General features: G+C 56.0%; 9 protein-coding genes. 2 read left to right on the top strand and 7 right to left on the bottom strand.

What is annotated here, in order from left to right:
• Positions 1 to 13 precede the first annotated feature (13 nt).
• Positions 14 to 1,927 carry an ATP-dependent zinc metalloprotease FtsH gene (gene ftsH, locus WFM49_RS08185; protein WP_009463092.1) on the bottom strand — a complete coding sequence of 638 codons (1,914 nt, stop codon included), beginning with the start codon at positions 1,925 to 1,927 and terminating at the stop codon, positions 14 to 16.
• Positions 1,928 to 2,034: 107 nt separating this feature from the next.
• Positions 2,035 to 2,673, bottom strand: a complete 639-nt coding sequence (locus WFM49_RS08180) for an RlmE family RNA methyltransferase (RefSeq protein WP_009463090.1) — start codon at positions 2,671 to 2,673, stop codon at positions 2,035 to 2,037.
• A gap of 17 nt (positions 2,674 to 2,690) precedes the next feature.
• Here WFM49_RS08180 and WFM49_RS08175 point away from each other — a divergent pair, with 17 nt between their 5' ends.
• Positions 2,691 to 3,287 carry a YhbY family RNA-binding protein gene (locus tag WFM49_RS08175; protein ID WP_026485246.1) on the top strand — a complete coding sequence of 199 codons (597 nt, stop codon included), beginning with the start codon at positions 2,691 to 2,693 and terminating at the stop codon, positions 3,285 to 3,287.
• Positions 3,288 to 3,383: 96 nt separating this feature from the next.
• Here the strand turns inward: WFM49_RS08175 and greA are convergent, their stop codons facing one another.
• Both greA and WFM49_RS08165 read right to left on the bottom strand, forming a co-directional pair.
• Positions 3,384 to 3,860: a transcription elongation factor GreA gene (greA, locus tag WFM49_RS08170; protein ID WP_022983494.1), complete on the bottom strand. Its 477-nt coding sequence runs from the start codon at positions 3,858 to 3,860 to the stop codon at positions 3,384 to 3,386.
• Positions 3,861 to 4,267: 407 nt separating this feature from the next.
• A complete protein-coding gene (locus tag WFM49_RS08165; protein ID WP_336972757.1) occupies positions 4,268 to 5,593 on the bottom strand; it encodes a solute carrier family 23 protein in 1,326 nt (441 codons plus the stop codon).
• 319 nt (positions 5,594 to 5,912) lie between these two features.
• Here WFM49_RS08165 and WFM49_RS08160 point away from each other — a divergent pair, with 319 nt between their 5' ends.
• On the top strand, positions 5,913 to 6,551 hold the full coding sequence (locus tag WFM49_RS08160) for a histidine phosphatase family protein (protein ID WP_254499666.1): 639 nt from the start codon (positions 5,913 to 5,915) through the stop codon (positions 6,549 to 6,551).
• A gap of 292 nt (positions 6,552 to 6,843) precedes the next feature.
• Here WFM49_RS08160 and WFM49_RS08155 read toward each other — a convergent pair whose 3' ends face one another.
• The 3 genes from WFM49_RS08155 to carB all read right to left on the bottom strand — a co-directional run bounded on the left by WFM49_RS08155 (position 6,844) and on the right by carB (position 11,908).
• On the bottom strand, positions 6,844 to 7,614 hold the full coding sequence (locus tag WFM49_RS08155) for an SDR family oxidoreductase (RefSeq protein ID WP_321216754.1): 771 nt from the start codon (positions 7,612 to 7,614) through the stop codon (positions 6,844 to 6,846).
• A gap of 13 nt (positions 7,615 to 7,627) precedes the next feature.
• Positions 7,628 to 8,524: a lipid A hydroxylase LpxO gene (gene lpxO, locus WFM49_RS08150; RefSeq protein ID WP_026485242.1), complete on the bottom strand. Its 897-nt coding sequence runs from the start codon at positions 8,522 to 8,524 to the stop codon at positions 7,628 to 7,630.
• A 141-nt stretch (positions 8,525 to 8,665) separates the two neighbouring features.
• Complete coding sequence (gene carB / locus WFM49_RS08145; RefSeq protein ID WP_022983490.1) at positions 8,666 to 11,908, bottom strand: carbamoyl-phosphate synthase large subunit; 3,243 nt, start codon at positions 11,906 to 11,908, stop codon at positions 8,666 to 8,668.

The raw sequence follows: 11,908 nt of genomic DNA, 5'->3' as shown, positions 1-11,908 counted from the left end.
CCTATGTTGTAAGTTAAGCAACCGGCGTTGTCGCCGCGGCACCCTTGTCATCAGCTGGGCGAGGACCAGCGGCTGGTGGCGTGGAGCCATCGGAGGGGGTGTTGTCATTGCTGTTGGGCACGTGTGGAGCCCGTGGTGGCAAACCTTTCATGATGTCGTCGATCTGGTCGGCATCAATGGTTTCCCACTCCAGCAAGGCCTTGGCCATGGCATGCATCTTGTCCATATTGTCTTCGATCAGCTTGCGGGCAACCGCGTACTGTTCGTCGATAATCTTGCGGATTTCGAAGTCCACTTTCTGCATGGTGGCTTCGGACACATGGGTGGTTTTGGTGACGCTGCGACCCAGGAACACTTCGCCTTCGTTCTCGGCGTACACAACAGGCCCCAGGGAGTCTGTCATGCCGTAGCGAGTCACGATGTCACGCGCAATTTGCGTGGCACGTTCAAAGTCGTTCGATGCGCCCGTGGTCATTTGATTCATGAACACTTCTTCAGCGATACGGCCACCGAACAGCACGGCGATCATGTTCAACAGGCGCTCTTTGTCCATGCTGTAGCGATCGCCTTCCGGCAATTGCATGGTGACACCCAACGCACGACCACGAGGAATGATGGTGACTTTGTGAACCGGGTCCGTCTTGGGCAGCATGCAAGCTACCAAGGCGTGACCGGCTTCGTGGTAAGCGGTGTTGCGACGCTCTTCCTCAGGCATGATCATGGTGCGACGTTCTGCACCCATGATGATCTTGTCCTTGGCGCGTTCGAAGTCCTGCATATCCACGGTGCGACCATTACGGCGCGCAGCAAACAAAGCGGCTTCGTTGACCAGGTTAGCCAGATCAGCACCGGAGAAACCGGGAGTACCACGAGCCAGCACCACAGCGTCCACGTTGGGAGCCAAAGGCACTTTGCGCATGTGCACTTTCAGAATCTGCTCACGACCACGGATGTCAGGCAGGCCAACAACCACTTGACGGTCAAAACGGCCAGGACGCAGCAAAGCGGGGTCCAGTACGTCAGGACGGTTGGTTGCAGCAATGACCAGTACGCCTTGGCCGGTTTCAAAACCGTCCATCTCGACCAGCAACTGGTTCAGTGTCTGTTCACGTTCGTCGTTACCACCGCCAAGGCCTGCGCCACGCTGGCGGCCCACGGCGTCGATTTCGTCGATAAAGATGATGCAAGGCGATTGCTTCTTGGCGGTCTCGAACATGTCGCGAACGCGGGAAGCACCCACACCCACAAACATTTCGACGAAGTCGGAACCGGAAATGCTGAAGAAAGGCACTTTGGCTTCGCCAGCAATGGCACGAGCCAACAGGGTCTTACCTGTACCCGGCGAGCCAACCATCAGGATACCGCGTGGAATGCGGCCACCCAGACGCTGGAAGCGGCTTGGGTCGCGCAGAAAGTCCACCAGTTCCTGTACGTCTTCCTTGGCTTCGTCGCAACCGGCCACGTCCGCAAAGGTAACAGGGTTGGAGTTCTCGTCCAGCAAACGTGCACGGGATTTACCGAAGCTGAATGCCCCGCCCTTGCCGCCACCTTGCATCTGACGCATGAAGAACACCCACACGCCAATCAGGAGCAACATGGGGAACCAGGAGATGAACAGGCTGGTCAGGAAGGAAGGCTCTTCACGGGCTTTACCCGATACCTGCACACCGGATTTCACCAGTTCAGGCACCATCCACAGGTCACCGGGGGACGTCAGCGAGTAGCTGCGGCCAGAATCCGGCGTGACATGCAGGGTATCGCCCTGAATATCCACCTTGCTGATGCGGCCGGAGCGGGCATCATTCATGAATTGTGTGTAAGTGACGCCATCAGTGGCTGGTGGCCGGCCGTCAAACTGCTTGAAAACAGTAAACAGCACCAGCGCAATAACCATCCAGATCGCGACTTTGGAAAACGAATTGTTCAAAGCCAATCTCCTGCGATTGCGATAACTTGCTCCATATGCTTACACATACCTGAACAAGCGCCATACATAGTTCATTCTACCCGATTCAAAGCCCGGCAAGTCATAAATTACCTGCGCTTCAAGCCACGGGCAACGAGAAAGGTTTCGGAGGATTTATCACGCGAAGCCTTGGGTTTACGCTCGACGACTCTGACAAAATTCTGCTTGAAAGACTCCACGATCTGGGAAAACCCGCTGCCGTGGAAGGCTTTGACGATCAGTACCCCTTCATCGGTCAGATGCTGCAGGGCAAATTCCTGTGCCAGCTCGCATAAATGCTGGATGCGGGCGGAATCGGCCGATGCCACACCAGACAAGTTGGGGGCCATATCCGAAATCACAAGGTCTACCGCCGCACCTTTTAAGGAATCTTGCAATTGCTCCAGTACAGAGTCCTCGCGAAAGTCGCCTTGCATGAACTCTACCCCGGCAATTGGTTCCATTTCCAATATATCCAGTGCGATAATGCGACCATTGAGCACACCGCCAGGGCCGACCATGCGTTCCCGTATCAATTGCGACCAGCTGCCCGGCGTAGACCCCAGGTCCACCACCACCTTGCCCTGAACCTGAATCTTCTCCAGATCCAATATTTCACTGAGCTTGAAGGCCGCACGCGCGCGATACCCTTTTTGTTGCGCCAATTTGACGTAGGGGTCATTTATATGCTGCTGAACCCACTCTTTAGAGAATTTTTTCTTGGCCATTCCCGTACAATCTCTTTATGCCAAAACTCAACCTTACACCTCATGAGCGCAGCGAACTTCGTGCTGCTGCTCACGCTCTGCGCCCAGTTGTCCTGATTGGAGACAATGGCCTGACCGACGCCGTGATCAAGGAAATCACCGTCCACCTGCAGGCTCACCAGCTCATCAAGATCCGTGTGGCCGGTGATGACCGTCAGGCTCGTCTGACCATGTTAGAACAAATCTGCGATGCGCTCGATGCTGCCCCTATTCATCATCTGGGCAAAATCCTGACCATCTACAGACCCAATATCGAACGCCCCCCTGTTTTGGGAGCGCCTGTTGAAAAACCTACCCGTGCGGTGCGCAAGCCTTCGGAGCCTTACACGCCCAAAAAGCTGGCCGCTTCCGGTGTTCAGCGTACGCGCAAGACGGAACGTGCTCGCCGTGCTGAAATGCAAGCTGAACGCAGCAGCACCCAGGAGAAGAAAGCCTCGGCCGCACCACGCAGTGTTCAAAAGTTCTCGGCAGTCAAACCTGCTGCCGCGCCCCGTAGCAATACCAACCGTCCTGGCAGTGCCATGTCCTTGCGGGCAGGTGCTCGTCGCGGACTGGGCGGTTCGGGCAAACGCTAAACTGCCGTAAATTATAAGGCCCCCGCACAATGTGCAGGGGCCTTTCTTTTGCGTGCTCGAATCAACAGCAGGGCAAGCCTGCTGTCAGAAGCAAGGTCAAACGTAACTGATCGACAGGATTTCGTATTCACGAATACCGGCGGGCGCCTTGACCTCGACCACATCACCTTCGCTCTTGCCGATCAGGGCACGAGCCACAGGGCTGGAGATGGAGATCTTGTTGGCACGGATATCGGCCTCGACGTCACCCACAATCTGGTAAGTCACGGTGTTGCCGGACTCCAGGTCCTCGATTTCAACCGTAGCACCAAATACGATGCGGCCATCCGCCTGCAGCGCGGCCGGTTCGATAATCTGGGCATTGGACAAAGTGCCTTCCAATTCGGCAATCCGACCCTCGATAAAGCCTTGGCGCTCGCGCGCGGCATCATACTCGGCGTTCTCGGACAAATCGCCTTGTGCTCGCGCTTCGGCGATGGCGTTAATTACATCCGGGCGTTCCACCGTCTTGAGGCGGTGTAATTCGACTTGCAAACGTTGTGCGCCCTGCGCAGTCAATGGGATCGCAGACATAGTATTCCTGCTCAACAAGTAAAAGACGCTCCGTAGCAGGAGCGCCTGGAAGATAGGGGGATAACGATGATGGGGCAAACAATCAAACAGGTTGAATCGGCCGACTTGAAAGTCCTGCTGACCCTACAGCGTACATTCAAACACACTGCTCAAGCCAAACCTGCCGGCTGCCCCAATATGGCTTTTCCGACACAGAGAAATTCTGCGGCAGAAAAAAACCCCGCGAAGAACCGGGGTGTGAGATCTATTGTCGGCAAACTGCCTGAAAATAGCAAGCCCCTGAAACCCCTGTGTAAAAAAACAGAAGCTCAAGGGCCACGGGTTTAGAGCAGGCTATGTCAAGACTGGCGACAGGCTGAGGGCCAAACTAGTCAGAGCCAGGCCAGTCTTGATTCGCCTTGGGCCGACTACACCATATTCTGGCGACGGCCTCGCAACAAAGCGTGCAGCAAAATAGCACCAAAGGTGGCGCAGCCAATGCCGTCCAGACGAATCACGCCAAACTGCAAGGAGAAGTTACCAGCCCCCAGAATCAGGGTGACGGCTGCCACCAGCAAATTGCGGTTATCGCTGAAATCCACCTGGTTCACCACCCAGATACGGGCGCCCGCAATAGCGATCAAACCAAACACCACGATAGACATGCCACCGAGTACAGGACCAGGAATCGACTGAATCACGGCACCAAACTTGGGCGAAAAGCCCAGGAAAATCGCGATCACGGCAGCAAAGGCAAACACCAGCGTCGAGTAGATACGGGTAGCGGCCATCACGCCGATATTCTCAGCGTAAGTCGTCACACCAGTGCCGCCTACGGAGCCGGACAGCATGGTCGCCACGCCATCACCCACGAAAGCACGCCCCAGATAACCGTCCAGATCCTGGCCGGTCATGGCGCTAACCGCCTTGATGTGACCCAGATTCTCGGCCACCAGAATAATGGCCACCGGCACAATCACGGTCATGGCATGAGCCTGGAACACAGGCGCAGAAAAGCTGGGCAGACCCAGCCAGGCGGCTTCAGCAACCGGCGCAAAGTTGATTGGGGTGCCGTAGCCCATCACATTGGTGAAAACCCAGTACAACACGCAAGCCAGGGCCAAACCCACCAGAATCAGCAAACGCTGAGCCACCCCACGGGTATAGACCGCAATACCACCCACGCACAATACGGTCATCAAGGCCATCATGGAATCGAAGGTGCCGCTACCCATCGCGCCCTTGGCCGCAATAGGAGCCAGGTTCAGGCCAATCACCGCCACAATCGAGCCGGTAACAACCGGAGGCATCCAATGGTTGATCAAACGCGCTGCCCCACCCTGGGTACGGGCATTGAACACCCAGACCAGAACACCGATCAGCGTATAGACCAGACCACAGATAATAATGGCCCCCAAGGCCACGCCAATATTGGGATTCTGGCCACTGCCGGCATAGCCGGTAACCGCAATCACACCGCCAATAAATGCAAAACTGGAACCCAGGTAGCTGGGAACCCGGCCACCGACAAACACAAAGAAAATCAGCGTACCAATACCGGACATCAAGATGGCCAGATTGGGATCAAAGCCCATCAACAAGGGAGCCAGAATGGTGGAGCCGAACATGGCCACCACGTGCTGCGCACCCATGGCAATGTTTTGCGGCGTGGCCAGACATTCGTCGGGCTGCACAACCGCACCGGGTTCGCTGCCGGACACTCGGCGCCAACGCGGGAAGTAAGACTGAGACATAAAGGGTTCCAGAAAAGGAATAAAGAAATACAGCGCAATTGGTCAGACGGTCGCGCAGTGCTCCCTGAGGCACTGGCTGATTCGTTGAGGCATGATTTTAAACGTGAAAGACTCAACAAGGCACCTGAAAATAAGGCAGTACGCGGTAAACCCCAACATGGATCCAGCTAGTCCAGGTTTCAAACTGCCTTTTGGCGTCGATGCTCGCGCTATATGCGGTATATACCCCCTCTATCTACCTGTGCTTGACTGGCCCATTACAATAGACAATCAGCCTGCCTTTGGCAGTCCGATTCCCTAGCACAGTGATTACGCCAGCATGAGTACGTCTATTTGTCTGATCCGCCATGGTGAAACCGCCTGGAACGCCGTACGCCGTTTACAGGGCTGGCAGGATATAGAGCTGAACGAGACCGGCCGCGAACAGGCCCGTGCCCTGCAAAGTTACCTGAGCTCCCCGGCGTTTCACATGCCTGTGGATGCCGTCATCAGCAGCGATCTGCAACGCGCCTCGGAAACAGCGGCAATTGCCTGTCAGCATTGGGATATTGAAATCCAGCAAATCCAGGGACTGCGCGAGCGTGGCTTTGGCAAGCTGGAAGGCCAGGCCTGGGATGCGGCAGGTCGCCATGGGCCGGATCAGCCCGACGACACCGTCGATATCGATTACGCCGTAGAGGGCGGCGAATCACTGCGTCAGTTTCAAACACGGGTTCTGAGCTGCTTTGAGGCGCTGGCGCAGGACAATACGGGCAAGAACTTGCTGGTCTTTGCCCATGGCGGTGTCATTGATATGGTTTGGCGCAAGCTGAACCAGCAGGCGCTGAATGCCAAGCGCACTCATGCCATTTTGAATACCAGTTTGAATTTCTTCAGTATCGATGAAGACTTGAACTGGACCTGTACGCAGTGGGGGCAGTTGCCACATCTGAATACGGCACTGGACGAGCAAGTCTAAGCCATACATAGCCATGATCAGGCTGCTATCCGCAGATCGGATTAGCTGTAGCGTTCGATAAACCAGCCTGAGACTTGTGCGGAGTCCTGTCCGCCTGACTCACCTCATCAGTTCCTGACAGTGTCTCCAGCGCCACACCCGCAACCTTCATCCTTACGATAGCGACGGCCCTATACCAGGAAGAGCCACAGGCACTATTGCGGTTGCGGTTGTGGTTGCGGCCATAAGCATAGCCCCCTCAAACCACGATGAGGCCAACAAGGGCCTCAAAAATCAGCTACAGGGGCAATGATCAGCTTTTTTTGTTCAGTCGTGGCTTGCGAGGTGCCCGACGAGCCAGACGGTCATACAGCCAATTAGGCAAAAGACGCATCAGGCGCGAGACAACTCCCATCTGCCACGGAATGACTCGATAGGACACGCCCTGCTCGATGGTCTTGCGAGCTTTGCGGGCAAAGTCCTCAGCAGGCATCAGAAACGGCATGGAGTAAGGATTCTGCGCCGTCATGGCCGTGCGAATATAACCGGGCGTAATGGTGACAACAGAAACACCGTATAGCGACAGCTCCAGCCGCAAGCTTTCGCAGTAGGCAATGACAGCCGCCTTGGAGCTGCTATAAGCCCCCGCACCGGGCAAACCACGAATACCCGCCACGCTGGCAATACCCACCAAGGTTCCCTTCCCCGCCGCTTTCATGGTGCCGATAAAAGGCTCGAAGGTCGCCACCATGGCCAGAAGGTTTGTATCCACAATGGCTTTGAAGACGGCAAAATCCTCGGTTTCTTCCGTCAAGGTGCCAGCGCTGATCCCCGCACTGGCAATGACCACATCAATTTTTTGCCCTGTGAACTGCAAAAAGTCCTGGGCCGCTTGATGCAAGGCGTCTCTGTCACGTACATCCGCCACATAGATACGGTGCACACCGGGCAAGCTCTCAGCCAGCGCCTGGAGTTCTTCCTGACGCCGGCCCAGCAAACCCAGGCAAGCACCTTGAGCGGCGTACTCCTGGGCCAGCGCTTTGCCCAGACCGCTGCTGGCACCCGTGATAAAGACGGTTTGCATCTTTGCCTGCTTTTTACAGGAAGATCAGGGCAGCAATGCCCAGCACCAGCAACCACTTAAGGATGTAGTACAGGGTTTCGTTCTTTTTCTTGATCGCCTTGCCGAAACGACGCACTGCATAAACCGTACCGAAAATACGGTTGATACCACCGGTGCGGTCGCCTTCCTGGTTAGGAGCGGCAGCGGCGCGCAGCAAGAAACCACCCACTGCGTGATTGATCGCCTGTGCCCAACGGTAACGCATGGGGCGCTCTACGTCCGCAAACAAGATAATGCGGTTCTGATCCGTTTTGTTCTCGGCGTAGTGAATAAAGGTTTCATCAAACACCACGGCCTCGCCATCACGCCAGTGATAACGCTGGCCGTCCACTTCGATATAGCAATCCGGACTATTAGGCGTCATCAGCCCCATGTGAAAGCGCAGCGAACCCGCATAAGGGTCGCGGTGACGCGGTAAACGGGCACCGGGTGGCAAAGAGGTGAACATGGCCGCCTTGATCGAAGGAATGTCCTTGAGCAGATTGGTCGTCACCGGGCACAGTTCGCGTGCTGACGGATGATCCGCGTCATACCACTTCAGGTAAAAACGCGTCCAGCCGGTTTTAAAGAAGGAGTTGAAACCCGCATCGTTGTACTTGTCCGAGGCCTTGATATGGCCTTCGCCAAATAGCTGCTCGGCCTCGGCACGGATTTCATCGCAGTGCTCCAGCAGCTTGTTCAGCTCGGGAAAGTGTTTCAAATCCAGATACGGCTCGTTCGGTACTGCCGAAAAGCCGTACATAAAGACGTTCAAAGGAGCCGTGAAGGTGGAATGATCCAGCAACTGGCGAGAAAACCGGTGCCTGACTCTACCCCTGAAGTGCACAACAATCGTGCACACGATGAACAAGGCAAGAATGAACCATTTCACGACATGATCTCCAAAGAAGAAAACTTCTGCACTGTGCAGGCAGTGGCCTGCGTGCTGCCCCAATACGACGGCTTGGTCTTGTCTGATGCAAGAACAAAAAAAGGCGCACCACTAAGGTGCGCCTTTCCAGCCGGGTAAGACTTAGTGTTTCGCGAGCAGAGCGTGCAGCTCTTGAAGCGCGTAAACTTTCAAGCCCTCACCTTGGCTCAGATACTGCAAGCCTTGAACCGCCGCCACAGCACCGGCAATGGTGGTGTAGTAGGCCAGGTTGGCAGCCAGCGCATGTGTACGGATTGTACGCGAATCAACGATGGCGTTGCGACGCTCTTCAACCGTATTGATGACCAAGGAAACTTCACCATTCTTGATCATGTCCACAATGTGCGGACGGCCTTCGGTAACCTTGTTCACCACTTGAACAGCCAGACCAGCCTGTTCGATGGCGCTGGCGGTACCGCGAGTAGCCACAACCTTGAAGCCCAGCGAAATCAGGCCACGAGCCACTTCAACCGCTTGTGGTTTATCCTGAGCACGCACGCTGATGAAGGCCTGGCCGCCCTTGGGCAGGTTCACACTGGCAGCCATCTGCGACTTCACGAAGGCTTCGGCAAACGAGGTGCCCACACCCATGACTTCGCCGGTGGACTTCATTTCAGGTCCCAGAATGGTATCCACACCAGGGAACTTCACGAAGGGGAACACGGCTTCTTTCACGCTGTAGTAAGACGGCGTGACTTCTTCAGTAATGCCTTGCTGGGACAGAGTCTGACCAGCCATGGCGCGAGCGGCGATCTTGGCCAGCTGCAAACCGGTAGCCTTGGACACGAACGGCACGGTACGCGAAGCACGTGGGTTCACTTCCAGCACGTACACATCGCCATCCTGAATGGCGAACTGCACGTTCATCAAGCCCTTCACGTTTAAGGCCTTGGCCATAAGTGCGGTCTGGCGCTTGATTTCAGCCACGGTTTCGTCGCTGAGCGAGTAAGGAGGCAAGCTGCAAGCGGAGTCACCGGAGTGAACACCAGCTTGTTCAATGTGTTGCATCACACCGCCCACAAACACGCGCTCGCCATCGGCCAGGCAGTCCACGTCCACTTCGGTGGCGTTATTCAGGAAGTGATCCAGCAGCACGGGCGAGTCATTGCTGACCTTGACCGCTTCGCGCATATAGCGCTCCAGGTCTTGCTGCTCGTGCACAATTTCCATGGCGCGGCCACCCAGCACATAGCTTGGGCGCACCACCAGGGGGTATCCAATTTCAGCAGCCAGAGCAATGGCTTCGCCTTCGGTACGAGCTGTACGGTTTGGCGGCTGACGCAGACCCAGCTTGGTCAGCAGCTTCTGGAAGCGCTCACGGTCTTCAGCCACGTCAATGGATTCAGGGCTGGTACCGATGATAGGTACACCGTTGGCTTCCAGAGCACGTGCCAATTTCAGCGGAGTCTGGCCACCGTACTGAACGATGGTGCCCACGGGTTTTTCGATATGAACGATTTCCAGCACGTCTTCCAGAGTCAGAGGCTCGAAGTACAGACGGTCGGAGGTGTCGTAGTCGGTAGAAACGGTTTCGGGGTTGCAGTTGACCATGATGGTTTCGTAACCATCTTCGCGCAATGCCAAAGCAGCGTGCACGCAGCAGTAGTCAAACTCGATACCCTGACCAATACGGTTAGGACCACCACCCAGAACAATGATCTTCTTCTTGTCCGTAGGATGGGATTCGCACTCTTCCTCGTAGGTCGAGTACATATAGGCCGTATCGGTGGAGAATTCGGCCGCGCAGGTGTCCACACGCTTGTAGACAGGACGCACGTTCAACTGGTGACGCAGTTTGCGCACTTCCGATTCCACGGTGTCCAGCAGGAAGGCCAGACGGCGGTCGGAGAAACCACGACGTTTCAGACCGAACAAGGTGTCGCGGTCCAGATCGGCCAGCGTCTTTTGCTCCAGAGCCAGTTCAATGTCCACGATCTCTTTGATCTGGGCCAGGAACCAGGGGTCGATCTTGGTCAGGTTGTGAACTTCGTCCAGGGTCAGGCCTTGAGCGAAAGCATCGCCCACGTACCAGATACGCTCTGGGCCGGGTTCGCCCAGCTCGACCTGCAGTTTTTCGCGGTCGGTGGTTTTCTGGTTCAGACCATCCACACCCACTTCCAGGCCACGCAGGGCTTTCTGGAAGGATTCCTGGAAAGTGCGGCCAATAGCCATCACTTCACCTACGGACTTCATCTGGGTGGTCAGGCGCGAATCGGCCTGAGGGAATTTTTCGAAAGCGAAACGTGGCACCTTGGTAACCACGTAGTCGATGGTGGGCTCGAACGAAGCGGGAGTCGCACCGCCGGTAATTTCGTTCAGCAGCTCGTCCAGGGTGTAACCCACGGCCAGGCGCGCAGCGATCTTGGCAATAGGGAAGCCCGTGGCTTTGGAAGCCAGAGCCGAGGAACGGGACACGCGCGGGTTCATTTCGATAACGATCATGCGGCCGTTATCGGGGTTCACCGCGAACTGTACGTTCGAACCACCGGTATCCACACCGATTTCGCGCAATACGGCGATCGATGCATTACGCATGATCTGGTATTCGCGGTCGGTCAGGGTTTGGGCAGGAGCCACGGTGATGGAGTCACCGGTGTGCACACCCATGGGGTCCAGGTTTTCAATGGAGCACACAATAATGCAGTTGTCGGCGCGGTCACGCACGACTTCCATTTCAAACTCTTTCCAGCCCAGCAGGGATTCTTCAATCAGCAGTTCGTTGGTTGGCGATGCTTCCAGACCACGACGGCAGATGGTTTCGAATTCTTCAGGGTTGTAGGCAATACCGCCGCCCGTACCGCCCAGCGTGAAGCTGGGGCGAATCACGACGGGGAAACCGGCGGTGCCGATTTCTTCAGCGATACGCTTTTGAACCGCCCAGGCTTCGTCCATGCTGTGAGCCACGCCGGACTTGGCGGACTCCAGACCGATGGAGGTCATGGCGTCCTTGAATTTCAGGCGGTCTTCGGCTTTTTCGATAGCAGCGGCGTTGGCACCGATCAGCTCGACACCGAATTTTTCCAGCACGCCATGCTTGGCCAGATCCAGGGCGCAGTTCAGCGCGGTTTGGCCGCCCATGGTGGGCAAGAGCGCATCGGGACGCTCTTTTTCAATGATTTTCTCGACAGCTTGCCAGGTGATGGGCTCGATGTAGGTGACGTCGGCCGTATCCGGGTCCGTCATGATGGTGGCCGGGTTGCTGTTGACCAGCACAGTCCGGTAACCCTCGGCCTTCAGGGCCTTACATGCCTGGGCTCCCGAGTAGTCGAATTCACAAGCCTGACCAATGATGATCGGGCCTGCGCCAATGATAAGAATGCTTTTTAAGTCTGAACGCTTTGGCAT

This window comes from Alcaligenes sp. PF14, from assembly GCF_037150615.1.
GTDB lineage: Bacteria > Pseudomonadota > Gammaproteobacteria > Burkholderiales > Burkholderiaceae_B > Alcaligenes > Alcaligenes phenolicus.
Note: the sequence above shows the minus strand (reverse complement) of the source record. Positions and strands in the feature narration are given on the sequence as shown.

What these genes read in the sequence shown, in the direction of transcription:
- WFM49_RS08180 (WP_009463090.1), bottom strand. Translation starts at nt 2,673, where the DNA reads ATGGCCAAGAAAAAATTCTCTAAAGAGTGGGTTCAGCAGCATATAAAT.
- WFM49_RS08175 (WP_026485246.1), top strand. Translation starts at nt 2,691, where the DNA reads ATGCCAAAACTCAACCTTACACCTCATGAGCGCAGCGAACTTCGTGCT.
- greA (WP_022983494.1), bottom strand. Translation starts at nt 3,860, where the DNA reads ATGTCTGCGATCCCATTGACTGCGCAGGGCGCACAACGTTTGCAAGTC.
- WFM49_RS08165 (WP_336972757.1), bottom strand. Translation starts at nt 5,593, where the DNA reads ATGTCTCAGTCTTACTTCCCGCGTTGGCGCCGAGTGTCCGGCAGCGAA.
- WFM49_RS08160 (WP_254499666.1), top strand. Translation starts at nt 5,913, where the DNA reads ATGAGTACGTCTATTTGTCTGATCCGCCATGGTGAAACCGCCTGGAAC.
- WFM49_RS08155 (WP_321216754.1), bottom strand. Translation starts at nt 7,614, where the DNA reads ATGCAAACCGTCTTTATCACGGGTGCCAGCAGCGGTCTGGGCAAAGCG.
- carB (WP_022983490.1), bottom strand. Translation starts at nt 11,908, where the DNA reads ATGCCAAAGCGTTCAGACTTAAAAAGCATTCTTATCATTGGCGCAGGC.